The sequence below is a fragment of the Shigella dysenteriae genome (assembly GCF_022354085.1).
Lineage (GTDB): Bacteria > Pseudomonadota > Gammaproteobacteria > Enterobacterales > Enterobacteriaceae > Escherichia > Escherichia coli.
Window position 1 is genome coordinate 1,019,725 of the sequence record NZ_CP055055.1, and the last position, 25,091, is coordinate 1,044,815.

The 25,091-nt window shown below is 52.0% G+C and carries 22 protein-coding genes and 1 pseudogene; 18 read left to right on the forward strand and 5 right to left on the reverse strand.

Annotation, left to right across the window (positions count from 1 at the left end; all coding sequences use genetic code 11):
- Positions 1-14 precede the first annotated feature (14 nt).
- Positions 15-422 (forward strand): annotated as a pseudogene (locus HUZ68_RS04880) (ASCH domain-containing protein); the annotation flags it as partial.
- A gap of 15 nt (positions 423-437) precedes the next feature.
- Here HUZ68_RS04880 and HUZ68_RS04885 read toward each other — a convergent pair.
- Positions 438-1,135 (reverse strand): IS1-like element IS1B family transposase gene (locus HUZ68_RS04885; protein ID WP_095033700.1). Its coding sequence is split into 2 segments (ribosomal slippage): positions 438-886 and positions 886-1,135, totalling 699 coding nucleotides; the frame shifts between segments, so codons are not numbered across the junction.
- 320 nt (positions 1,136-1,455) lie between these two features.
- Here HUZ68_RS04885 and HUZ68_RS04890 point away from each other — a divergent pair.
- The 7 genes from HUZ68_RS04890 (at position 1,456) to yahM (ending at position 8,741) form a co-directional block, all read left to right on the forward strand.
- Positions 1,456-2,439: an autoinducer 2 ABC transporter substrate-binding protein gene (locus tag HUZ68_RS04890; protein WP_239594229.1), complete on the forward strand. Its 984-nt coding sequence runs from the start codon at positions 1,456-1,458 to the stop codon at positions 2,437-2,439.
- Between the two features lie 48 nt (positions 2,440-2,487).
- Positions 2,488-3,972 (forward strand): sugar ABC transporter ATP-binding protein, encoded by a 1,485-nt coding sequence (locus tag HUZ68_RS04895; protein ID WP_000447335.1) that lies wholly within the window; start codon positions 2,488-2,490, stop codon positions 3,970-3,972.
- The gene (locus HUZ68_RS04900; RefSeq protein WP_000818904.1) at positions 3,965-4,936 is read left to right on the forward strand and encodes an ABC transporter permease; all 972 of its coding nucleotides are present in this window, start codon (positions 3,965-3,967) and stop codon (positions 4,934-4,936) included. The genes HUZ68_RS04895 and HUZ68_RS04900 overlap by 8 nt, the downstream gene beginning before the upstream one ends.
- Positions 4,933-5,889 carry an ABC transporter permease gene (locus HUZ68_RS04905; protein WP_000750339.1) on the forward strand — a complete coding sequence of 319 codons (957 nt, stop codon included), beginning with the start codon at positions 4,933-4,935 and terminating at the stop codon, positions 5,887-5,889. The genes HUZ68_RS04900 and HUZ68_RS04905 overlap by 4 nt, the downstream gene beginning before the upstream one ends.
- Positions 5,890-5,975: 86 nt before the next feature.
- Positions 5,976-7,025, forward strand: coding sequence for an NADPH-dependent aldehyde reductase YahK (yahK, locus tag HUZ68_RS04910; protein ID WP_239594054.1), 1,050 nt, complete (start codon positions 5,976-5,978; stop codon positions 7,023-7,025).
- Between the two features lie 242 nt (positions 7,026-7,267).
- Positions 7,268-8,083 carry a protein YahL gene (gene yahL, locus HUZ68_RS04915; RefSeq protein WP_001309286.1) on the forward strand — a complete coding sequence of 272 codons (816 nt, stop codon included), beginning with the start codon at positions 7,268-7,270 and terminating at the stop codon, positions 8,081-8,083.
- 412 nt (positions 8,084-8,495) lie between these two features.
- Positions 8,496-8,741: a protein YahM gene (yahM, locus tag HUZ68_RS04920; protein WP_021577052.1), complete on the forward strand. Its 246-nt coding sequence runs from the start codon at positions 8,496-8,498 to the stop codon at positions 8,739-8,741.
- A 16-nt stretch (positions 8,742-8,757) separates the two neighbouring features.
- Here the strand turns inward: yahM and HUZ68_RS04925 are convergent, their stop codons facing one another.
- The gene (locus HUZ68_RS04925) at positions 8,758-9,429 is read right to left on the reverse strand and encodes a LysE family transporter (protein WP_000976977.1); all 672 of its coding nucleotides are present in this window, start codon (positions 9,427-9,429) and stop codon (positions 8,758-8,760) included.
- Positions 9,430-9,575: 146 nt separating this feature from the next.
- Here HUZ68_RS04925 and yahO point away from each other — a divergent pair, with 146 nt between their 5' ends.
- A complete protein-coding gene (yahO, locus tag HUZ68_RS04930) occupies positions 9,576-9,851 on the forward strand; it encodes a DUF1471 family periplasmic protein YahO (protein ID WP_000691953.1) in 276 nt (91 codons plus the stop codon).
- A gap of 99 nt (positions 9,852-9,950) precedes the next feature.
- Here the strand turns inward: yahO and prpR are convergent, their stop codons facing one another.
- The gene (gene prpR, locus HUZ68_RS04935) at positions 9,951-11,537 is read right to left on the reverse strand and encodes a propionate catabolism operon regulatory protein PrpR (RefSeq protein WP_021577053.1); all 1,587 of its coding nucleotides are present in this window, start codon (positions 11,535-11,537) and stop codon (positions 9,951-9,953) included.
- Between the two features lie 238 nt (positions 11,538-11,775).
- Between prpR and prpB the strand changes: the two genes are divergently transcribed.
- The 6 genes from prpB (at position 11,776) to codA (ending at position 20,827) form a co-directional block, all read left to right on the forward strand.
- On the forward strand, positions 11,776-12,666 hold the full coding sequence (gene prpB / locus HUZ68_RS04940; RefSeq protein WP_000052172.1) for a methylisocitrate lyase: 891 nt from the start codon (positions 11,776-11,778) through the stop codon (positions 12,664-12,666).
- A gap of 155 nt (positions 12,667-12,821) precedes the next feature.
- The gene (gene prpC, locus HUZ68_RS04945) at positions 12,822-13,991 is read left to right on the forward strand and encodes a bifunctional 2-methylcitrate synthase/citrate synthase (protein ID WP_001285909.1); all 1,170 of its coding nucleotides are present in this window, start codon (positions 12,822-12,824) and stop codon (positions 13,989-13,991) included.
- Positions 13,992-14,024: 33 nt separating this feature from the next.
- Entirely contained in the window at positions 14,025-15,476 is a 1,452-nt protein-coding gene (gene prpD / locus HUZ68_RS04950) for a 2-methylcitrate dehydratase (protein ID WP_021577054.1), read from the forward strand.
- A 39-nt stretch (positions 15,477-15,515) separates the two neighbouring features.
- On the forward strand, positions 15,516-17,402 hold the full coding sequence (gene prpE / locus HUZ68_RS04955; protein ID WP_000010270.1) for a propionate--CoA ligase: 1,887 nt from the start codon (positions 15,516-15,518) through the stop codon (positions 17,400-17,402).
- An 892-nt stretch (positions 17,403-18,294) separates the two neighbouring features.
- The gene (codB, locus tag HUZ68_RS04960) at positions 18,295-19,554 is read left to right on the forward strand and encodes a cytosine permease (protein ID WP_126680567.1); all 1,260 of its coding nucleotides are present in this window, start codon (positions 18,295-18,297) and stop codon (positions 19,552-19,554) included.
- Complete coding sequence (gene codA, locus HUZ68_RS04965) at positions 19,544-20,827, forward strand: cytosine/isoguanine deaminase (protein WP_001299008.1); 1,284 nt, start codon at positions 19,544-19,546, stop codon at positions 20,825-20,827. Before codB ends, codA begins: the two co-directional genes overlap by 11 nt.
- 132 nt (positions 20,828-20,959) lie before the next feature.
- Here the strand turns inward: codA and cynR are convergent, their stop codons facing one another.
- The gene (gene cynR / locus HUZ68_RS04970; RefSeq protein WP_021577055.1) at positions 20,960-21,859 is read right to left on the reverse strand and encodes a transcriptional regulator CynR; all 900 of its coding nucleotides are present in this window, start codon (positions 21,857-21,859) and stop codon (positions 20,960-20,962) included.
- Positions 21,860-21,968: 109 nt separating this feature from the next.
- Between cynR and cynT the strand changes: the two genes are divergently transcribed.
- Genes cynT through cynX form a run of 3 tightly spaced genes read left to right on the forward strand, consistent with a single transcriptional unit; the run spans position 21,969 to position 24,316 of the window.
- Positions 21,969-22,628 (forward strand): carbonic anhydrase CynT, encoded by a 660-nt coding sequence (gene cynT / locus HUZ68_RS04975; RefSeq protein ID WP_000658643.1) that lies wholly within the window; start codon positions 21,969-21,971, stop codon positions 22,626-22,628.
- Between the two features lie 30 nt (positions 22,629-22,658).
- Complete coding sequence (gene cynS, locus HUZ68_RS04980; protein WP_000616247.1) at positions 22,659-23,129, forward strand: cyanase; 471 nt, start codon at positions 22,659-22,661, stop codon at positions 23,127-23,129.
- A gap of 32 nt (positions 23,130-23,161) precedes the next feature.
- Positions 23,162-24,316 (forward strand): cyanate transporter CynX, encoded by a 1,155-nt coding sequence (gene cynX, locus HUZ68_RS04985; protein ID WP_024248242.1) that lies wholly within the window; start codon positions 23,162-23,164, stop codon positions 24,314-24,316.
- A gap of 102 nt (positions 24,317-24,418) precedes the next feature.
- Here the strand turns inward: cynX and lacA are convergent, their stop codons facing one another.
- A complete protein-coding gene (gene lacA / locus HUZ68_RS04990; RefSeq protein WP_239594056.1) occupies positions 24,419-25,030 on the reverse strand; it encodes a galactoside O-acetyltransferase in 612 nt (203 codons plus the stop codon).
- Positions 25,031-25,091: the final 61 nt, after the last annotated feature.

The window sequence follows — 25,091 nt, forward strand, 5'->3', positions numbered from 1 at the left end:
GCAAAAATATTGCCATGACCATAAAAGAAAAATTCTCACAAAAATATCCCCATGCTTCCTTTTGTACTTTTGGCGATTCAGCCGCGTTGGCCGATCACCTCGCAACGTTGATTGCGACTGGTATTAAAACAGCTTCCTGTGGTTCGCTGGCGGGATGTATTGAAGACAACGCATTTCCGATGATTGGTGAGTATAAGATTGTAGAAAATAGCCGTGGTGAGCCTGTATGTGTTATCAGAGTGATTGGCCTGCATTTACTGCGCTTTTCTGATGTCACCGCGGAGCTTGCCCGTAAGGAAGGTGAAGGTGACCTCAGTCTTGAATATTGGCGTAATGAACACCGTCGTTTTTTCCAGGCAGAAGGAAGCTATTCACCAGAAATGGACGTTATCTTTGAAGAATATGCCCTTATTGACGTTGTGGGTAATGACTCCAACTTATTGATAGTGTTTTATGTTCAGATAATGCCCGATGACTTTGTCATGCAGCTCCACCGATTTTGAGAACGACAGCGACTTCCGTCCCAGCCGTGCCAGGTGCTGCCTCAGATTCAGGTTATGCCGCTCAATTCGCTGCGTATATCGCTTGCTGATTACGTGCAGCTTTCCCTTCAGGCGGGATTCATACAGCGGCCAGCCATCCGTCATCCATATCACCACGTCAAAGGGTGACAGCAGGCTCATAAGACGCCCCAGCGTCGCCATAGTGCGTTCACCGAATACGTGCGCAACAACCGTCTTCCGGAGCCTGTCATACGCGTAAAACAGCCAGCGCTGGCGCGATTTAGCCCCGACGTATCCCCACTGTTCGTCCATTTCCGCGCAGACGATGACGTCACTGCCCGGCTGTATGCGCGAGGTTACCGACTGCGGCCTGAGTTTTTTAAATGGCGGAAAATCGTGTTGAGGCCAACGCCCATAATGCGGGCGGTTGCCCGGCATCCAACGCCATTCATGGCCATATCAATGATTTTCTGGTGCGTACCGGGTTGAGAAGCGGTGTAAGTGAACTGCAGTTGCCATGTTTTACGGCAGTGAGAGCAGAGATAGCGCTGATGTCCGGCGGTGCTTTTGCCGTTACGCACCACCCCGTCAGTAGCTGAACAGGAGGGACAGCTGATAGAAACAGAAGCCACTGGAGCACCTCAAAAACACCATCATACACTAAATCAGTAAGTTGGCAGCATCACCGACGTTGTGTAGATAACTATTTATCTACACGAAATAAGCTCACAAACATAAAATATCGCTAATTTTGTTTATTTTGCTGTTTTTTACGTGATGAATGTCACACTTATTATTGCTGCCCGTTTTGTCCATATTTATAACCATATTTTTAATAGCTGCCTGAAATAGAGCTGTTTATTCTGCATAAAAATATTCGAAAATTCTTATTCTCTCCAGCGCGCTAATTTGGGCGAACACTTCCTGACTACCCTGCAATGAGGCTGAAATGATGAATAAACGTTTTGTTATCAATATGGTGTCTTCGCTGTTATTAGGCGCTGCGCTAATTTCTGCGCCGCTCCAGGCAGCGGAAAAAGTCGTGGTGAATATTTCTAAAGTCGATGGTATGCCGTGGTTTAATCGCATGGGCGAAGGTGTGGTTGAGGCGGGTAAAGCCTTTGGTGTTAATGCCTCACAGGTGGGGCCTTCAAGTACTGATGCTCCGCAACAAGTTAAAATTATTGAGGATTTAATCGCCCGTAAGGTTAATGCAATTACTATCGTGTCAAACGATGCTAACGTGCTGGAACCGGTATTCAAAAAAGCGCGAGATGCCGGAATTGTGGTTCTGACCAACGAATCCCCCGGTCAGCCAAGTGCTAACTGGGATATCGAAATCATTGATAACGAAAAATTTGCCGCTGAATATGTTGAGCATATGGCGAAACGCATGGGTGGCAAGGGCGGCTATGTGATTTACGTGGGTAGTTTGACCGTGCCGCAGCATAACTTATGGGCTGACTTGCTGGTGAAATACCAGAAAGAGCATTACCCGGATATGCATGAAGTTACCCGCCGCATGCCGGTTGCCGAGAGTGTGGATGACTCACGTCGTACCACACTGGACCTGATGAAAACCTATCCTGACTTGAAAGCGGTTGTCTCCTTTGGTTCAAACGGTCCGATTGGCGCGGGACGTGCGGTGAAAGAGAAACGGGCGAAAAATAAAGTCGCAGTCTATGGCATGATGATCCCTTCACAGGCGGCATCACTGATTAAAAGTGGTGATATCACCGAAGGGATTACTTACGATCCGGCCTCTGCAGGTTACGCACTCGCAGCCGTCGCCAGCACATTGCTGAAGGGTGAAGAGATCAAGCCTGGATTAGAAATGCAGAATCTGGGTAAGGCCGACGTAGATATGGATAAGCGAATTATCCGTTTCCATAAGGTATTACTGGTCAACAAAGACAATATCGACTCACTTTATTAATCCATTTCTTCGGGGCGAAAGCCCCGATTCTTATTGCCAGGGGATGTTATGGAAACCTTCCTTTCCCTTCGTCATATCAACAAAACGTTTCATGCCACGCGAGCGCTGCGCGATGTTTCTCTCGACTTTATGTCGGGTGAAGTGCACTGCCTTGCCGGGCAAAACGGCTGTGGTAAATCGACGTTGATTAAAATTATGTCCGGTGTTTATCGCCCGGATGAGGGAGCGGAAATTACGCTTGGTGGGAAAAACTGGTCAAAGCTGACACCAGCCGCTTCGGTGGCGCAGGGGATTCAGGTGATTTATCAGGACCTCTCTTTATTTCCTAACCTGAGTGTCTGGGAGAATATCGCCGTGAATCACTATCACCACGGTCTGTTTGTTAACCGCCGTCGTCTGCGTGAGGTGGCGCAGGCGGCAATGACCAGTATTAACGTCACATTGCCACTGGATACACTCGTTTCTGAGCTTTCAATTGCCCGCTGTCAGCTGGTGGCTATTTGCCGTGCACTGGCGCAGGACGCACGGTTGATCGTGATGGATGAACCAACCGCTTCGCTGACCCATCAGGAAGTGCAAGGGTTATTACAGGTGGTGCATCAATTGCGTGAACGCGGGATCTGCGTGGTCTTTGTCAGTCATCGTCTGGAAGAAGTGATGGAAGTTTCCGACCGTATTTCAGTGCTGAAAGATGGTGAGCTGGTCGGGACTTTTCCGGCTGCAGAGATGACCACAAAACAACTCGGTTTCCTGATGACCGGCCAGGAGTTTGAATATCAGGTGCGAGAGTTGTGGCAGGGAAAATCCAGCACCCCGGTGCTGGAGGTGCGTAATTTAAGTCGTCATGGGGAATATCTAAATATTAACTTGCGGGTGGAAGCGGGCGAAGTGGTATCGATTGTTGGCCTGCTTGGTGCGGGGCGCACGGAATTATGTCTGAGTCTGTTTGGTATGACCCGACCGGATGCTGGCGAGATCCTCATCAACGGCCAGCCGGTTACACTGCATAGTAACCAGGACGCCATCCGCCACGGTATTGGTTATGTTTCGGAAGATCGCATGTCGCGCGGTTTGGTGATGGCGCAATCTATTGAAGACAACATCATTAGCACTGTTTTTCACAAGGTAAAAGATCGCTTCGGCTTTCTGAGTGAAACTAAAGTGCGTGACCTGGTGGACAGGCTAATCAAGGCATTGACCATCAAAGTCTCTGATCCTCATCTCCCGGTGAATACGCTTTCTGGTGGTAACGCGCAGCGAGTATCGATCGCCAAATGGCTGGCGATTGGGCCACGACTGTTGATTCTCGATAGCCCGACAGTCGGTGTTGATATCGCCAACAAAGCAGGAATATACGGCATTATCAGCGATCTGGCGGCTCATGGCATTGCGGTATTGATGATCTGCGATGAAATTGAAGAAGCGTGGTATCAAAGCCACCGGATTTTGGTAATGCAAAAAGGTCAGATCACCCATAGCTTCCTGCCTGACAGCAGTTCTCAGGCCAGGATTGCGGAGGTGGTAAATGGCTGAACTGAAAAAACGCCATGAATTCTGGCTGGCATTACTGATTGTGGTGATGTTTGTTGGCCTTGCCTGGCGCAGCGACGAGTTTCTGACATTCGGTAATTTGTACGATCTCGCCAATAACTATGCCATGTTGACTATTCTCGCCTGTGGTTTGTTTGTGGTGTTGATTTCCGGTGGAATTGATATTTCGTTTCCAGCAATGACCATCATTGCGCAATACGGCATGGTGCTGTTGCTGCAAAAAATTGGTGGCAACTTCGCTGTCGCGTTTGCACTGGCGGGCTGCATCGGCATTTTACTTGGCTTAATTAACGCCTTACTGGTTAATCGCCTACGGGTGCCTTCTATCATCATCACTATCTCGACGCTGAATATTTTCTATGGCCTGCTGTTATGGTTGAGTAAAGGTGTGTGGCTGTACGACTTTCCGCCGTGGTTTGAGCAGGGGGTTATGTTGTTCAAGTATACCGATGCTGATGGCTATGACTATGGCCTTGGTCTGCCGCTGATCGCCATGATTACGGTGGTGCTGCTAACAGCGTTTATCATGAATTTCACCAGTGTAGGGCGCAAAATTTATGCCCTTGGCGGGAACCGCGAATCAGCCAGTCGCATCGGCTTTAGCGTGCTGAAACTGCAACTTTTCGTCTATGGCTATATGGGATTGATGTCTGGCGCTGCGGGTGTAGTGCAGTCGTGGACGGTGATGACTGTCGCCCCCGACTCTCTTCTGGGTTATGAGCTGACAGTACTGGCTGCGGTGGTGCTTGGCGGCACTAGTTTGCTCGGCGGGCGCGGCACGTTAACCGGTACTTTGCTCGGCGTGGTGTTGTTGGCAGTGATGCAAAACGGGCTAAATTTATTGGGAGTCTCGTCTTACTGGCAAACATTGATCACCGGCATCATCATCGTTGCCAGCATTAGTGCCACGGCGTGGAGTCAGCATCAGAACCGGAGTCTGCTATGAAAAAATCGTGGCGTAATAACGTTGAGTTTTACTTGATCGGCCTGCTGGTGCTAACTGTTGCCGCGTTCAGCATTACTATGCCGGAGATTTTCTGGTCGATAAGTAATTTCCAGTCCGTCGCTTCGCAAATGCCCGTGCTGGGCATTCTGGCGTTGGCTATGGCGGTGACCATGCTTTGCGGTGGCATTAACTTGTCAATTATAGCCACTGCTAACGCCTGTTCACTGGTGATGGCGTGGGTGGCGACTCAGTATCCACCGGGTATTGCTACGGTTGTCGCTACGTTACTGGCGGGCGCTGGCGCGGCGGTGATAATCGGTTTATGTAACGGCGTATTGATTGCTGGTATTCGAGTGTCGCCAATTCTTGCAACGCTTGGGATGATGACGTTGCTCAAAGGGATAAATATTCTGGTGACAGGTGGTAGCGCCATTGCCAATTATCCCTCATGGGTGCTGTGGTTGAATCATGCGCAATGGTTCGGTATTCCGCTACCGATGTGGTTGTTTGCCGCAGTGGCACTGGGGCTGTGGATATTGCTGGAGAAAACGCCGCTCGGTAAAGCCATTTACCTGATTGGGTCTAACGAACGAGCAACACTTTACTCCGGCATTAACACTCGTCGGGTGCTGATTTGGGTTTATGTCATTTCCGCCTTGCTTTGTGCGGTAGCGGCATTTTTGATGATGTCGAAACTCAACTCGGCTAAGGCCTCTTATGGCGAATCGTACTTGCTGGTGTCAATCCTCGCGGCAGTACTCGGCGGGGTTAATCCGGACGGCGGCAGCGGGCGGATAATTGGTATGGTGCTGGCGCTGTTTCTTCTGCAAATTATTGAAAGCGGATTCAATATTCTCGGTATAAGCCCCTACCTGACGATGGCCTTATGGGGAACGTTGCTGCTCTGTTTCATTCAGGCTCGCGGCATGTTGGGGCTGGATCGGGTGGTTTAAATATTGGCTATATTCAATGGACGCGTTTTGCCGCGATGACATATCAGGCGTCGCCAAATACACATAGCTAATCAGGAGTAAACACAATGAAGATCAAAGCTGTTGGTGCATATTCCGCTAAACAACCACTTGAACCGATGGATATCACCCGGCGTGAACCGGGACCGAATGATGTCAAAATCGAAATCGCTTACTGTGGCGTCTGCCATTCCGATCTCCACCAGGTCCGTTCCGAGTGGGCGGGGACGGTTTATCCCTGCGTGCCGGGTCATGAAATTGTGGGGCGTGTGGTAGCCGTTGGTGATCAGGTAGAAAAACATGCGCTGGGCGATCTGGTCGGTGTCGGCTGCATTGTCGACAGTTGTAAACATTGCGAAGAGTGTGAAGACGGGCTGGAAAACTACTGTGATCACATGACCGGCACCTATAACTCGCCAACGCCGGATGAACCGGGCCATACTCTGGGCGGCTACTCACAACAGATCGTCGTTCATGAGCGATATGTTCTGCGTATTCGTCACCCGCAAGAGCAGCTGGCGGCGGTGGCTCCTTTGTTGTGTGCAGGGATCACCACGTATTCGCCGCTACGTCACTGGCAGGCCGGGCCGGGTAAAAAAGTGGGCGTGGTCGGCATCGGCGGTCTGGGACATATGGGGATTAAGCTGGCCCACGCGATGGGGGCACATGTGGTGGCATTTACCACTTCTGAGGCAAAACGCGAAGCGGCAAAAGCCCTGGGGGCCGATGAAGTTGTTAACTCACGCAATGCCGATGAGATGGCGGCTCATCTGAAGAGTTTCGATTTCATTTTGAATACAGTAGCTGCGCCACATAATCTCGACGATTTTACCACCTTGCTGAAGCGTGATGGCACCATGACGCTGATTGGTGCGCCTGCGACACCGCATAAATCGCCGGAAGTTTTCAACCTGATCATGAAACGCCGTGCGATAGCCGGTTCTATGATTGGCGGCATTCCAGAAACTCAGGAGATGCTCGATTTTTGCGCCGAACATGGCATCGTGGCTGATATAGAGATGATTCGGGCCGATCAAATTAATGAAGCCTATGAGCGAATGCTGCGTGGTGATGTGAAATATCGTTTTGTTATCGATAATCGCACACTAACAGACTGAAAAAATTAATAAATACCCTGTGGTTTAACATATTAACTTCGCTCTCCACTTAACTTTTTAGTTAAGGAGAGCGAAATAATATCAAAGTAGCAGTAAAACCTATAATGTAAATTCAAATTGTTAAATTAACTCCCTCCAGTACACAATACTTCACACGTTAGTTATGAGCGATTTCTGATAGTGCCTGGTTTAATCAGAGCTTTATTATCTGCGACGTTTATTTTTATTTAAGAGAGATCGCGATGATATCATTAAAAGCTCCGCACAATAATTTGATGCCATATACGCAACAAAGCATACTTAATACGGTTAAAAACAATCAGTTACCAGAGGATATCAAAAGCTCCCTGGTTTCCTGTGTCGATATATTCAAGGTTTTGATTAAACAATATTATGATTATCCTTATGATTGTCGTGATGATTTAGTCGATGACGACAAACTCATTCATCTCATGGCTGCCGTACGAGACTGTGAGTGGTCAGACGATAACGCACTCACCATAAATGTGCAGTTTAATGATTTCCCTGGATTTTATGACTGGATGGATTACCCTGATCACCCGGTTAAGTTTGTTTTTCGCATACTTGAAAATCAAAAAGGGACAGTTTGGGTATATGACCAGGATGATGCGTTTCTTGATATTAAAGCAAACGTGCAGGCTGGACGCTTTACCGGGCTTAAGAAATTAGTGCAGTTTATCGATTCAGTGCGAACAGATTGCAAATGTATTCTTCTTGAACACCATATGCCTTTGCTGAGACTTTTCCCTAAAGGGAAAGAGTGTATGCATGTGGAAAAATGGCTTCGCGAAATGTCGTCTATTCCGGAGACAGACGCGCCCATTAAGCAGGCGCTTGCGCATGGATTATTATTACACTTAAAAAATATCTACCCTGTTTTTCCTGAATCACTGGTGATGTTATTGCTCTCTGTTCTGGACGTAAAAACATACAGAGATGATGCGCGATTAAATCAATGGATATCTAATAGAGTCCAGGAATTAGGTGACAGATATTATCCTGTAAATAAGCACGTTAAAATCCGCTACACTCTTTAGGTCAGAAAGGGTTCCACCTGCAAGTTGTTATTCCACCAGAGAGTGAATCGCAATGCAGGTAATCATTTCATCTGTATATCTGTATGCCAACTGGCATTCCATCTCTTTTTTCGCCGATATTTTGTTGTGATCGGCGACACTTCGCTTAAAAAAGCACCAGTAGTGGTTTCGCAGCCATGCGGTGTATAAAAAATGAACTCATGCAGATGTTTTGTGAATGTGTGGGTTGACATTCATATGAAAAAAATCATAATTCCATCATGTTTGTGTGGGGTCTTTTCTGTACCTTACGCATCGCACTCAAGCCTGACAGAAAATATGCTGTAAGGCTCATATCAAAAACCGCCATTAGCTCATCAGGAAGAGCAGACGACAACCAGGATTGTTGTATGGTACGGGGTTCGAGGCCTCGATGGCGGTCCAACTTTTCAAAACTCTTCTGAATCAGATCCCCTTATTATCATCCCTGCAAAGTGGAACATTGCCATTGTTTGGCTATTCAGGACGGGTCATACCAATGAAAAAAGCCCACACAGGGGAGAGTGGGCTGAAATGGGAAGCTAAAGACTCAAGTAAACTTATCGGAAATAAGGACCACGCATTACGGGGGCTATCATCGCCGATGGTCGGGATTCGGCAAATCAGGTTGATTACGTAGAGAGTAAATTATCTGCTCACCGCTGCGTCACACCTTCGTAAATCAGGCGTAGCGCGAATACACCAATAATTGCACCAATAACCCGACTGGCAACGCGTTGCATACGCCCATAAGCACGACGCACAGCGGGCAAAGAAAACGCCTGACTAAGAAAGACTCGCCAGATAACTGATGCGAGCACAATCCCCGCCCAGGCCATTAAACGTGCCCATGTTGGTGTTTCGGCATTTAATGTTACTGAGAAAATACTAATAAAAAATAAAACGGTTTGCGGGTTAGAGAGATCGGTAATTAATCCGCGGCGAAAAAAGACATACCAGGGGGCGCTAATCGGTTGTTGTAGTGTGCTCATTTGCGGTGTTGACTGGCGGCGCATGCTGCACCACGCAAACCATAAGAGATAAGCGCCGCCGACGATTCTGATAAGCGAAAAAATCTCCTCACACTGCGTAATTAGCGTTGCAAGACCAAACAAACCCAACCCGGAATAAAATGCATCGCCCAGCGCCACGCCCAGCCCGGTCAGCACCCCTGCGCGTCGACCGGAAGCCAGGCTGGTTTGTACTACCACAAAGAGATTGGCTCCCGGATTAAAAAAAGTAATCACGAACAGTCCTACGGTCAGGTAAACGGCGTGCAAAGGATCCATAGTGATTTCATCCATAAATAAGTGAAGTAACTTCATCATATTTCTACCAAAAATAATCGGGTGCGAGAGAGATCACAAAGTGTCTTATTTCCGGTTACTGGCGTTTATGCCCTGACTGAACTAATTATTAATCAACCCAATAATGTGGGTGGGTGATAGTGTGATAACAACTCTGGAGCCGTAATATGAAAATAATCTCTAAAATGTTAGTCGGTGCGTTAGCGTTTGCCGTTACCAATGTCTATGCCGCTGAATTGATGACTAAAGCGGAATTTGAAAAAGTCGAATCGCAATATGAAAAAATAGGTGATATTTCAACCAGTAATGAAATGTCGACCGCAGATGCGAAAGAGGATTTGATCAAAAAAGCGGATGAAAAAGGGGCTGATGTGTTGGTACTGACCTCTGGTCAAACTGACAATAAGATCCACGGCACGGCAAATATTTATAAGAAGAAGTAATTCTGAACCCTATGTAAACATCCCGATGCGTAAGTTTATCGGTGATCATCATCTATTGAAATTTATGCCGGATAAAGCGTTCGCGCTGCATTCGGCAGTTCAGTTTTTCAGCCGCCGCCAGAACGTCGTCCGGCTGATGCCTAAATAATTCGCCGCTGCTGTTTTATCGCCTTTAAATTTCTCCAGTGCCTGTTGTGGTGTCAGTAAGCGTGGAGCGGGAGTTTTCGCCGACTCGCGCGCCAGTTCCGGCAGTAGCAGCTGCAAAAATTGCGGCGTTAAATCCGGCGTCGGTTCCACACTTAAAAATAGCGCCAGTCGCTCCATCATATTGCGCAGTTCTCGAATATTGCCCGGCCAGTCGTAGCGCAGCAGCACAGTTTCACTTGCCTGTAACCCCTGGCGTAATGCAGCAGAAAATGGGGCGGAGAGCGCCGCCAGAGACACTTTCAAAAAACTTTCCGCCAGTGGCAGAATATCTGCCACCCGCTCGCGCAGTGGTGGCAATTGCAGACGCAAAATACTCAGCCGATAAAACAGATCACGGCGAAACTGCCCTTGCCGCATATCTTCTTCCAGATTGCAGTGAGTGGCGCTAATGACCCGTACATCTACCGGAACAGGCTGATGCCCGCCGACGCGGGTGACCTCTTTTTCTTCCAGCACCCGCAGCAGCCGGGTCTGCAAAGGTAGCGGCATTTCGCCAATCTCATCCAGAAACAGCGTGCCACCGTGGGCGATTTCAAACAGCCCGGCACGACCTCCGCGTCGCGAGCCGGTAAACGCCCCTTCCTCATAGCCAAACAGCTCCGCTTCCAGCAGCGATTCGGCAATCGCCCCGCAGTTGACGGCAACAAACGGATGCGACTTTTTGCCCTGTCGCGCATCGTGGCGGGCAAAATATTCCCGATGAATTGCCTGGGCCGCCAGCTCTTTGCCCGTCCCCGTTTCCCCCTCAATCAACACCGCTGCACTGGAGCGGGCATACAGCAAAATAGTCTGCCGTACTTGTTCCATCTGTGGTGATTGACCGAGCATATCGCCCAGCACGTAACGAGTTCTCAGGGCGTTGCGGGTGGCATCGTGAGTGTTATGGCGTAACGACATGCGCGTCATATCCAGCGCATCGCTGAACGCCTGGCGCACGGTGGCGGCGGAATAGATAAAAATTCCGGTCATTCCGGCTTCTTCTGCCAGATCGGTAATCAGCCCCGCACCGACCACCGCTTCGGTGCCGTTAGCTTTGAGCTCGTTAATCTGCCCGCGGGCGTCTTCTTCGGTAATGTAGCTACGTTGATCGAGGCGCAAATTAAAGGTTTTTTGAAACGCCACCAGTGCCGGAATAGTTTCCTGATAAGTGACAACGCCGATAGAAGAGGTGAGTTTTCCGGCTTTTGACAGTGCCTGTAACACATCGTAGCCGCTTGGTTTAATCAAAATAACTGGCACTGACAGGCGGCTTTTCAGGTACGCGCCGTTAGAGCCAGCAGCGATGATGGCGTCACAGCGTTCGTTTGCCAGTTTCTTGCGGATGTAGGTCACTGCTTTTTCAAAGCCAAGCTGAATAGGGGTAATGTTCGCCAGGTGATCAAACTCGAGGCTGATATCGCGAAACAGCTCGAACAGGCGCGTTACAGATACCGTCCAGATAACCGGTTTGTCGTCATTCAGCCTTGGTGGATGTGCCATAGCGCACCGCAAAGTTAAGAAACCGAATATTGGGTTTAGCCTTGTTTCATAATTGTTGCAATGAAACGCGGTGAAACATTGCCTGAAACGTTAACTGAAACGCATATTTGCGGATTAGTTCATGACTTTATCTCTAACAAATTGAAATTAAAGATTTAATTTTATTAAGGTAATTGTGGCACACCCCTTGCTTTGTGTTTATCAACGCAAATAACAAGTTGATAACAAAGGATGGGCTATGTCTCTACACTCTCCAGGTAAAGCGTTTCGCGCTGCACTGTCTAAAGAAAATCCATTGCAGATTGTTGGCACCATTAACGCCAACCATGCGCTGTTGGCGCAGCGTGCCGGATATCAGGCAATTTATCTCTCCGGCGGTGGCGTGGCGGCAGGGTCGCTGGGGCTGCCCGATCTCGGTATTTCTACCCTTGATGATGTGCTGACCGACATTCGCCGTATCACCGACGTTTGTTCGCTGCCGCTGCTGGTGGATGCGGATATCGGTTTTGGTTCTTCGGCCTTTAACGTGGCGCGCACCGTGAAATCGATGATTAAAGCTGGTGCGGCAGGATTGCATATTGAAGATCAGGTTGGTGCGAAACGCTGCGGTCATCGTCCGAATAAAGCGATCGTCTCGAAAGAGGAGATGGTGGATCGGATCCGCGCGGCGGTGGATGCGAAAACCGATCCTGATTTTGTGATCATGGCGCGCACCGATGCGCTGGCGGTAGAGGGGCTGGATGCGGCGATCGAGCGTGCGCAGGCCTATGTTGAAGCGGGTGCCGAGATGTTGTTCCCGGAGGCGATTACCGAACTCGCCATGTACCGCCAGTTTGCCGATGCGGTGCAGGTGCCAATCCTCGCCAACATTACCGAATTTGGCGCCACGCCGCTGTTTACCACCGACGAATTACGCAGCGCTCATGTCGCGATGGCGCTGTACCCGCTTTCAGCGTTTCGCGCCATGAACCGCGCCGCCGAACATGTCTACAACGTCCTGCGCCAGGAAGGCACGCAGAAAAGCGTCATCGACACCATGCAGACCCGCAACGAGCTGTACGAAAGCATCAACTACTACCAGTACGAAGAGAAGCTCGACGACCTGTTTGCCCGTAGCCAGGCGAAATAAAAAACGCCCGTTGGTTGTATTTGACAACCGATGCCTGATGCGCCGCTGACGCGACTTATCAGGCCTACGGGGTGAACTGTAGGTCGGATAAGACGCATGGCGTCGCATCCGACAACAATCTCGACCCTACAAATGATAACAATGACGAGGACAATATGAGCGACACAACGATCCTGCAAAACAGTACCCATGTCATTAAACCGAAAAAATCTGTGGCGCTTTCTGGCGTTCCGGCGGGCAATACGGCGCTCTGCACCGTGGGTAAAAGTGGCAATGACTTGCATTACCGTGGTTACGATATTCTTGATCTGGCGGAACATTGCGAATTTGAAGAAGTGGCGCATCTGCTGATCCACGGCAAACTGCCGACCCGTGACGAACTCGCCGCCTACAAAACGAAACTGAAAGCCCTGCGCGGTTTACCGGCTAACGTGCGTACCGTGCTGGAAGCCTTACCGGCGGCGTCACACCCGATGGATGTTATGCGCACCGGCGTTTCCGCGCTCGGCTGCACGCTGCCAGAAAAAGAGGGGCATACCGTCTCTGGCGCGCGGGATATTGCCGACAAACTGCTGGCATCACTTAGCTCGATTCTCCTTTATTGGTATCACTACAGCCATAACGGCGAACGTATCCAGCCGGAAACCGATGACGACTCCATCGGCGGTCACTTCCTGCATCTGCTGCATGGCGAAAAGCCATCGCAAAGCTGGGAAAAGGCGATGCATATTTCGCTGGTGCTGTACGCCGAACACGAGTTTAACGCCTCCACCTTTACCAGCCGGGTGATTGCGGGTACTGGCTCTGATATGTATTCCGCGATTATTGGCGCGATTGGCGCACTGCGCGGGCCGAAACACGGCGGGGCGAATGAAGTGTCGCTGGAGATCCAGCAACGCTACGAAACGCCAGACGAAGCCGAAGCAGATATCCGCAAGCGCGTGGAAAACAAAGAAGTGGTCATTGGTTTTGGGCATCCGGTTTATACCATCGCCGACCCGCGCCACCAGGTGATTAAACGTGTGGCGAAGCAGCTCTCGCAGGAAGGCGGCTCGCTGAAGATGTACAACATCGCCGATCGTCTGGAAACGGTGATGTGGGAGAGCAAAAAGATGTTCCCCAATCTCGACTGGTTCTCCGCTGTTTCCTACAACATGATGGGCGTTCCCACCGAGATGTTTACACCACTGTTTGTTATCGCCCGCGTCACCGGATGGGCGGCGCACATTATCGAACAACGTCAGGACAACAAAATTATCCGTCCTTCCGCCAATTATGTTGGACCGGAAGACCGCCAGTTTGTCGCGCTGGATAAGCGCCAGTAAACCTCTACGAATAACAATAAGGAAACGTACCCAATGTCAGCTCAAATCAACAACATCCGCCCGGAATTTGATCGTGAAATCGTTGATATCGTCGATTACGTCATGAACTACGAAATCAGCTCCAAAGTAGCCTACGACACCGCACATTACTGCCTGCTCGACACGCTCGGCTGCGGTCTTGAAGCTCTCGAATACCCAGCCTGTAAAAAACTGCTGGGGCCAATTGTCCCCGGCACCGTCGTACCTAACGGCGTGCGCGTCCCCGGAACTCAGTTCCAGCTCGACCCCGTCCAGGCGGCATTTAACATCGGCGCGATGATCCGTTGGCTCGATTTCAACGATACCTGGCTGGCGGCGGAGTGGGGGCATCCTTCCGACAACCTTGGCGGCATTCTGGCAACGGCAGACTGGCTTTCGCGCAACGCGGTCGCCAGCGGCAAAGCGCCGTTGACCATGAAACAGGTGCTGACCGCAATGATCAAAGCCCATGAAATTCAGGGCTGCATCGCGCTGGAAAACTCCTTTAACCGCGTCGGCCTCGACCACGTTCTGTTAGTGAAAGTGGCTTCCACCGCCGTGGTCGCCGAAATGCTCGGCCTGACCCGCGAGGAAATTCTCAACGCTGTTTCGCTGGCGTGGGTGGACGGTCAGTCGCTGCGCACCTATCGCCATGCGCCGAACACCGGTACGCGTAAATCCTGGGCGGCGGGCGATGCCACTTCCCGCGCGGTACGTCTGGCACTGATGGCGAAAACGGGCGAAATGGGTTACCCGTCAGCCCTGACTGCGCCGGTATGGGGCTTCTACGACGTCTCCTTTAAAGGTGAATCGTTCCGCTTCCAGCGTCCGTACGGTTCTTACGTCATGGAGAATGTGCTGTTCAAAATCTCCTTCCCGGCGGAGTTCCACTCCCAGACGGCAGTTGAAGCGGCGATGACGCTCTATGAACAGATGCAGGCAGCAGGCAAAACGGCGGCGGATATCGAAAAAGTGACCATTCGCACCCACGAAGCCTGTATTCGCATCATCGACAAAAAAGGGCCGCTCAATAACCCGGCTGACCGCGACCACTGCATTCAATACATGGTGGCGATCCCGCTGTTGTTCGGGCGCTTAACGGCGGCAGATTACGAGGACAACGTTGCGCAAGATAAACGCATCGACACCCTGCGCGAGAAGATCAATTGCTTTGAAGATCCGTCATTTACCGCTGACTACCACGACCCGGAAAAACGCGCTATTGCCAATGCCATAACCCTTGAGTTCACCGACGGCACGCGCTTTGAAGAAGTGGTGGTGGAGTACCCCATTGGTCATGCTCGCCGCCGTCAGGATGGTATTCCGAAGCTGGTGGATAAATTCAAAATCAATCTCGCGCGCCAGTTCCCGACTCGCCAGCAGCAGCGCATTCTGGAGGTTTCTCTCGACAGAGCTCGCCTGGAACAGATGCCGGTCAATGAGTATCTCGACCTGTACGTCATTTAAGTAAACGGCGGTAAGGCGTAAGTTCAACAGGAGAGCATTATGTCTTTTAGCGAATTTTATCAGCGTTCGATTAACGAACCGGAGCAGTTCTGGGCCGAGCAGGCCCGGCGTATTGACTGGCAGACGCCCTTTACGCAAACGCTCGATCACAGCAATCCGCCGTTTGCCCGTTGGTTTTGTGAAGGCCGAACCAACTTGTGTCACAACGCTATCGACCGCTGGCTGGAGAAACAGCCAGAGGCGCTGGCATTGATTGCCGTCTCTTCGGAAACAGAAGAAGAGCGCACCTTTACCTTTCGCCAGCTGCATGACGAAGTGAACGCGGTGGCGTCAATGCTGCGCTCACTGGGCGTGCAGCGTGGCGATCGGGTGCTGGTGTATATGCCGATGATTGCCGAAGCGCATATTACCCTGCTGGCCTGCGCGCGCATTGGCGCTATTCACTCGGTGGTGTTTGGGGGATTCGCCTCGCACAGTGTGGCGGCGCGAATTGATGACGCTAAACCGGTGCTGATTGTCTCGGCAGATGCCGGAGCGCGCGGTGGCAAAATCATTCCCTATAAAAAATTGCTCGACGATGCGATAAGTCAGGCGCAGCATCAGCCGCGCCATGTTTTGCTGGTAGATCGTGGGCTGGCGAAAATGGCGCGCGTTAGCGGGCGGGATGTCGATTTCGCGTCGTTGCGCCATCAGCACATCGGCGCGCGGGTGCCGGTGGCCTGGCTGGAATCAAACGAAACCTCCTGCATTCTCTACACCTCCGGCACGACCGGCAAACCTAAAGGCGTGCAGCGTGACGTCGGCGGATATGCGGTGGCGCTGGCGACCTCGATGGACACCATTTTTGGCGGCAAAGCGGGCGGTGTGTTCTTTTGTGCTTCGGATATCGGCTGGGTGGTGGGGCATTCGTATATCGTCTACGCGCCGCTGCTGGCGGGGATGGCGACTATCGTTTACGAAGGATTACCGACCTGGCCGGACTGCGGCGTGTGGTGGAAAATCGTCGAGAAATATCAAGTTAGCCGGATGTTCTCAGCGCCGACCGCCATTCGCGTGCTGAAAAAATTCCCTACCGCTGAAATTCGTAAACACGATCTCTCGTCGCTGGAAGTGCTCTATCTGGCTGGAGAACCGCTGGACGAGCCGACCGCCAGTTGGGTGAGCAATACGTTGGATGTGCCGGTCATCGACAACTACTGGCAGACCGAATCCGGCTGGCCGATTATGGCGATTGCTCGCGGTCTGGACGACAGGCCGACGCGTCTGGGAAGCCCCGGCGTGCCGATGTATGGCTATAACGTGCAGTTGCTTAATGAAGTCACCGGCGAACCGTGTGGCGTCAACGAGAAAGGGATGCTGGTGGTGGAAGGGCCGCTGCCGCCGGGGTGTATTCAGACCATCTGGGGCGACGACGACCGCTTTGTGAAGACGTACTGGTCGCTGTTTTCCCGCCCGGTGTACGCCACCTTTGACTGGGGCATCCGCGATGCTGACGGTTATCACTTTATTCTCGGGCGCACTGACGATGTGATTAACGTTGCCGGGCATCGGCTGGGGACGCGCGAGATTGAAGAGAGTATCTCCAGTCATCCGGGCGTTGCCGAAGTGGCGGTGGTTGGGGTGAAAGATGCGCTGAAAGGGCAGGTGGCGGTGGCGTTTGTCATTCCGAAAGAGAGCGACAGTCTGGAAGATCGTGATGTGGCGCATTCGCAAGAGAAGGCGATTATGGCGCTGGTGGACAGCCAGATTGGCAACTTTGGCCGCCCGGCGCACGTCTGGTTTGTCTCGCAATTGCCAAAAACGCGATCCGGAAAAATGCTGCGCCGCACGATCCAGGCGATTTGCGAAGGACGCGATCCTGGGGATCTGACGACCATTGATGATCCGGCGTCGTTGGATCAGATCCGCCAGGCGATGGAAGAGTAAGGTATTGTCGGATGCGTCGCGTGGCGCATCCGACAGTTGTGCGCAGATGCCTGATGCGACGCTGGCGCGTCTTATCATGCCTACAGGCCTGAACCGTAGGTCGGATAAGGCGCTCGCACCGCATCCGACACCGTGCGCAGATGCCTGATGCGACGCAGGCGCGTCTTATCATGCCTACGGACCTGAACCGTAGGTCGGATAAGGCGCTCGCACCGCATCCGACACCGTGCTCAGTGCCTGATGCGACGCAGGCGCGTCTTATCATACCTACAGGCCTGAACCGTAGGTCGGATAAGGCGCTCGCGCCGCATTCGACACCATGCGCCGATGCCTGATGCGACGCAGGCGCGTCTTATCATGCCTACAGGCCTGAACCGTAGGTCGGATAAGGCGCTCGCGCCGCATCCGACACCGTGTGCCGATGCCTGATGCGACGCTGATGCGTCTTATCATGCCTACAGGCCTGAACCGTAGGTCGGATAAGGCGCTCGCGCCGCATCCGACACCGTGCGCAGATGCCTGATACGACGCAGGCGCGTCTTATCATGCCTACAGGTCTGAACCGTAGGTCGGATAAGGCGCTCGCGCCGCATCCGACACCGTGCGCAGACGCCAGATGCGACGCTGACGCGTCTTATCATGCCTACAAGCCTGAACCGTAGGTCGGATAAGGCGCTCGCGCCGCATCCGACACCGTGCGCCGATGCCTGATGCGATGCTGACGCGTCTTATTATGCCGACCCACTGTTTTTACACCGATAATTTTTCCCCCACCTTTTTGCACTCATTCATATAAAAAATATATTTCCCCACGAAAACGATTGCTTTTTATCTTCAGATGAATAGAATGCGGCGGATTTTTTGGGTTTCAAACAGCAAACGGAGGAATTTCGTGTCGCAAGATAACAACTTTAGCCAGGGGCCAGTCCCGCAGTCGGCGCGGAAAGGGGTATTGGCATTGACGTTCGTCATGCTGGGATTAACCTTCTTTTCCGCCAGTATGTGGACTGGCGGCACTCTTGGAACCGGTCTTAGCTATCATGATTTCTTCCTCGCAGTTCTCATCGGCAATCTTCTCCTCGGTATTTACACTTCATTTCTCGGTTACATTGGCGCAAAAACCGGCCTGACCACCCATCTTCTTGCTCGCTTCTCGTTTGGTGTTAAAGGCTCATGGCTGCCTTCACTGCTGCTGGGCGGCACCCAGGTTGGCTGGTTTGGCGTTGGCGTGGCGATGTTTGCCATTCCGGTGGGTAAGGCAACCGGGCTGGATATTAATTTGCTGATTGCCGTTTCCGGTTTACTGATGACCGTCACCGTCTTCTTTGGCATTTCGGCGCTGACAGTTCTTTCGGTGATTGCGGTTCCGGCGATCGCCTGTCTTGGCGGTTATTCCGTGTGGCTGGCTGTTAACGGCATGGGCGGCCTGGACGCCTTAAAAGCGGTCGTTCCCGCACAACCATTAGATTTCAATGTCGCGCTGGCGCTAGTTGTGGGGTCATTTATCAGCGCGGGTACGCTCACCGCTGACTTTGTCCGCTTTGGTCGCAATGCCAAACTGGCGGTGCTGGTGGCGATGGTGGCCTTTTTCCTCGGCAACTCGTTGATGTTTATTTTCGGTGCAGCGGGCGCTGCGGCACTGGGGATGGCAGATATCTCTGATGTGATGATTGCTCAGGGCCTGCTGCTGCCTGCGATTGTGGTGCTGGGGCTAAATATCTGGACCACCAACGATAACGCGCTCTATGCGTCGGGTTTAGGTTTCGCCAACATTACCGGGATGTCGAGCAAAACCCTTTCGGTAATCAACGGTATTATCGGTACGATCTGTGCATTATGGCTGTATAACAATTTTGTCGGCTGGTTGACCTTCCTTTCGGCAGCTATTCCTCCGGTGGGTGGCGTGATCATTGCCGACTATCTGATGAACCGTCGCCGCTATGAGCACTTTGCGACCACGCGTATGATGAGTGTCAATTGGGTGGCGATTCTGGCGGTCGCCTTGGGGATTGCTGCAGGCCACTGGTTACCAGGAATTGTTCCGGTCAACGCGGTATTAGGTGGCGCGCTGAGCTATCTGATCCTTAACCCGATTTTGAATCGTAAAACGACAGCAGCAATGACGCATGTGGAGGCTAACAGTGTCGAATAACGCTTTACAAACAATTATTAACGCCCGGTTACCAGGCAAAGAGGGGCTGTGGCAGATTCATCTGCAGGACGGAAAAATCAGCGCCATTGATGCGCAATCCGGCGTGATGCCCATAACTGAAAACAGCCTGGATGCCGAACAAGGTTTAGTTATACCGCCGTTTGTGGAGCCACATATTCACCTGGACACCACGCAAACCGCCGGACAACCGAACTGGAATCAGTCCGGCACGCTGTTTGAAGGCATTGAACGCTGGGCCGAGCGCAAAGCGTTATTAACCCATGACGATGTGAAACAACGCGCATGGCAAACGCTGAAATGGCAGATTGCCAACGGCATTCAGCATGTGCGTACCCATGTCGATGTTTCGGATGCAACGCTAACTGCGCTGAAAGCAATGCTGGAAGTGAAGCAGGAAGTCGCGCCGTGGATTGATCTGCAAATCGTCGCCTTCCCTCAGGAAGGGATTTTGTCGTATCCCAACGGTGAAGCGTTGCTGGAAGAGGCGTTACGCTTAGGGGCAGACGTAGTGGGGGCGATTCCGCATTTTGAATTTACCCGTGAATACGGCGTGGAGTCGCTGCATAAAACCTTCGCCCTGGCGCAAAAATACGACCGTCTGATCGACGTTCACTGTGATGAGATCGATGACGAACAGTCGCGCTTTGTCGAAACCGTTGCTGCCCTGGCGCACCGTGAAGGCATGGGCGCGCGAGTTACCGCCAGCCACACCACGGCAATGCACTCCTATAACGGGGCGTATACCTCACGCCTGTTCCGCTTGCTGAAAATGTCCGGTATTAACTTTGTCGCCAACCCGTTGGTCAATATTCATCTGCAAGGGCGTTTCGATACGTATCCAAAACGTCGCGGCATCACGCGCGTTAAAGAGATGCTGGAGTCCGGCATTAACGTCTGCTTTGGTCACGATGATGTCTTCGATCCGTGGTATCCGCTGGGAACGGCGAATATGCTGCAAGTGCTGCATATGGGGCTGCATGTTTGTCAGTTGATGGGCTACGGGCAAATTAACGATGGCCTGAATTTAATCACCCACCACAGCGCCAGGACGTTGAATTTGCAGGATTACGGCATTGCCGCCGGAAACAGCGCCAACCTGATTATCCTGCCGGCTGAAAATGGATTTGATGCGCTGCGCCGTCAGGTTCCGGTACGTTATTCTGTACGTGGCGGCAAGGTGATTGCCAGCACACAACCGGCACAAACCACCGTATATCTGGAGCAGCCAGAAGCCATCGATTACAAACGGTGATCGGCTGGGCTGTGTGTTGACAAAGCGAGCGTAGTTTATGCCGGATGCGGCGTGAACGCCTTATCCGGCCTACGTAGAGCACTGAACTCGTAGGCCTGATAAGCGTAGCGCATCAGGCAATTGTGTCAGTGGTTACCGCGATTCATTCCCGCCAACAACCGCGCATTTATCCAACGCCATGTGCAAAAATGCCTTCGCGGCGGCTGTCTGCCAGCTATTTTTCCGCCGCAACAAAACCGCCGTTCTCTCCAGTAGTGGCGGGGCAAGAGAAATAGCTTTAAGCCCGTCATGTTGTGTGGCAATCGCTGCTGGTAACAATGTGGAAAGGGAAGTGCGGCGAATCAGCTCCAGAACCGCGCTAATTGAGTTCGCCTCAATGACCACCTGTGGATGCAGCCCCGCTTTCTCGCAGTAGTGGTCAATTTGCTCTCTGGTGGCAAATTCCGCGCTGAGCAGGACCAGTTTTTCATCATGCAAGCGACTCAACGCCATCTGTTCATGGGCGGCCAGCGGATGATGTTGCGCCACGACTAACGCTAAACTTTCTGTCAGTAAAGGAATTGCCTCCAGCTCCGGCGAATGCACAGGCGCGAAGGCAATCCCAACGTCCAACTCGTCGCGGCAAAGCAGATCTTCGATTTTCTCCTGCGACATTTCCTGTAGCTGGAGCGTGATGCCGGGGTAGCGCGCATAGAAATCCGCCATTAAGGGGCCGATAAAGTAGCTCGTAAAGGTGGGGGTGACGGCGATACGCAGCGATCCTCTCGTCAAATCGGCAACATCATGAATCGCCCGTTTACCCGCTCCCAGTTCCTGTAACGCCCGGCTGGCGTACTGTCGCCAGACTTCTCCTGCATCAGTGAGACGAATCGTTCGCCCGCTACGGTCAAACAGCGGCACGCCTAAACTCTCCTCTAACTGGCGAATCTGCTGGGAAAGCGCAGGCTGAGAGACGTGCAACGCACTGGCGGCACGGGTGAAGCTGCCATGTTCAGCCACGGCAAGAAAATAATTGATATGTCGAGAGAGCATTCGCCAACCTATAAGTAAATCCAATAGAACTCATCATAAATGAGACTTTTACCTTATGACAATCGGCGAGTAATCTGCCTCTCATTCCAGAGACAGACAGAGGTTAACGGTGAAAGAGATTATTGATGGATTCCTTAAATTCCAGCGCGAGGCATTTCCGAAGCGGGAAGCCTTGTTTAAACAGCTGGCGACACAGCAAAGCCCGCGCACCCTTTTTATCTCCTGCTCCGACAGCCGTCTGGTCCCTGAGCTGGTGACGCAACGTGAGCCTGGCGATCTGTTCGTTATTCGCAACGCGGGCAATATCGTCCCTTCCTACGGGCCGGAACCCGGTGGCGTTTCTGCTTCGGTGGAGTATGCCGTCGCTGCGCTTCGGGTATCTGACATTGTGATTTGTGGTCATTCCAACTGTGGCGCAATGACCGCCATTGCCAGCTGTCAGTGCATGGACCATATGCCTGCCGTCTCCCACTGGCTGCGTTATGCCGATTCAGCCCGCGTCGTTAATGAGGCGCGCCCGCATCCCGATTTACCGTCAAAAGCTGCGGCGATGGTACGTGAAAACGTCATTGCTCAGTTGTCTAATTTGCAAACTCATCCATCGGTGCGCCTGGCGCTCGAAGAGGGGCGGATCGCCCTGCACGGCTGGGTCTACGACATTGAAAGCGGCAGCATCGCAGCGTTTGACGGCGCAACCCGCCAGTTTGTGCCACTGGCCGCTAATCCTCGCGTTTGTGCCATACCGCTACGCCAACCGACCGCAGCGTAACCTTATTTTTAAACCATCAGGAGATGCACCATGATTCAGTCGCAAATTAATCGCAATATTCGTCTTGATCTTGCCGATGCCATTTTGCTCAGCAAAGCTAAAAAAGATCTCTCATTTGCCGAGATTGCCGACGGCACCGGTCTGGCAGAAGCCTTTGTGACCGCGGCTTTGCTGGGTCAGCAGGCGCTTCCTGCCGACGCCGCCCGCCAGGTCGGGGCGAAGCTGGATCTCGACGAAGACGCCATTCTACTGTTACAGATGATCCCACTGCGTGGCTGCATTGATGACCGTATTCCAACCGACCCAACGATGTATCGTTTCTATGAAATGTTGCAGGTGTACGGCACAACCCTGAAAGCGTTGGTTCATGAGAAGTTTGGCGATGGCATTATCAGCGCGATTAACTTCAAACTCGACGTTAAGAAGGTGGCGGACCCGGAAGGTGGCGAACGTGCGGTCATCACCTTAGATGGTAAATATCTGCCGACCAAACCGTTCTGACAGCCATGCGCAACCATCAAAAGACGTTCACGATGCTGCTGGTTCTGGTGCTGATTGGTCTTAATATGCGACCACTGCTCACCTCCGTCGGGCCACTGCTACCGCAATTGCGCCAGGCAAGCGGAATGAGCTTTAGCGTGGCTGCCCTGTTGACCGCTCTGCCGGTGGTTACCATGGGCGGGCTGGCGCTGGCCGGAAGCTGGCTTCATCAGCATGTCAGCGAACGTCGCAGCGTCGCCATCAGTTTGTTACTGATTGCCGTCGGTGCATTGATGCGTGAGCTTTACCCCCAAAGTGCGCTGCTGCTTAGCAGCGCACTGCTCGGTGGGGTGGGGATCGGCATCATTCAGGCAGTGATGCCTTCGGTGATTAAACGGCGGTTTCAGCAGCGCACGCCACTGGTGATGGGGCTGTGGTCCGCGGCTCTGATGGGCGGCGGTGGACTTGGTGCCGCCCTGACGCCCTGGTTAGTTCAACATAGCGAAACCTGGTATCAAACACTCGCCTGGTGGGCGCTGCCTGCCGTTGTTGCGCTCTTTGCCTGGTGGTGGCAAAGCTCCCGCCAGACCGCTTCTTCCCACAGGACAACAACCACTCCGGTTCGCGTTGTATTCACTCCCCGCGCGTGGACGCTGGGTGTTTACTTCGGTCTGATTAACGGCGGTTACGCCAGCCTGATTGCCTGGTTACCCGCCTTCTATATTGAGATCGGTGCCAGCGCGCAGTACAGCGGTTCCTTGCTGGCATTGATGACGCTTGGGCAAGCCGCAGGAGCTTTGCTGATGCCTGCTATGGCTCGCCATCAGGATCGGCGCAAACTTTTGATGCTGGCGCTGGCGTTACAACTGGTGGGTTTCTGCGGCTTTATCTGGCTGCCGCTACAATTACCAGTATTGTGGGCGATGGTGTGTGGTTTAGGTCTGGGCGGCGCGTTTCCGCTCTGTTTGCTGCTGGCGCTCGACCACTCTGTGCAACCGGCTATTGCTGGCAAGCTGGTGGCGTTTATGCAGGGGATCGGTTTTATCATCGCCGGGCTTGCCCCGTGGTTTTCTGGCGTGCTGCGTAGTATCAGCGGCAATTACCTGATGGACTGGGTGTTTCATGCGCTGTGCGTCGTTGGGCTGATGATTATAACCCTGCGTTTTGCACCAGCACGTTTTCTGCAGCTGTGGGTCAAAGAGGCATGATGCGACGCTTGTTTCTGCGCTTTGTTCACGCCGGATGCGGCCTACGTAGATCACTGAATTTGTAGGCCTGATAAGCGAAGCGTATCAGGCAATTTTTATAATTTAAACTGACGATTCAACTTTGTAATCTCTGAAATAATATTGCTTATCCCGGTCGTTTATTTCGCGAATAACCCGGCAAGGAACGCCAGCAGCCACGACGTTTGGTGGAATGTCTTTTATGACGACACTACCCGCGCCAATAACAGAATTATCCCCGATGGTGACGCCTGGATTAATAACCACATGACTTCCGATCCAGACGTTATTGCCAATCGTTATCGGAAAAGAGTACATCTCACCGTTTTTTCTCAATTCATAGTGTACAGGGTGTCCCGTAACGGAAAGAGTAACATTGGGTGCAATCAATACGTTATCACCGATCGTTACCGTGTAGTCGTCGACAATGGTTAAATTGAAATTTGCATAAAAATTGCGGCCTATATGGATGTTGGAACCGTAACAGAAATAGACAGGTGGTTCTATCCAGGCGTTTTCCCCTACCGTGGCAAACATTTCTTTAATCAGGCTTTCTCTTTTTTCAACTTCTGATGGATGCGAGTGATTAAACTCATACATTAACGTTTTCCCACGAAGTCTCTTTTCCGGTAAGCCTTCGCACATATCGGTAAATAGCTTGCCTGCTTTTATTCTTTCGGTCATTGGCATGTTCATTGCGATCATTCCGTTATGATATGTTGGTCGGATAAGGCGCTCGCGCCGCATCCGACATTGA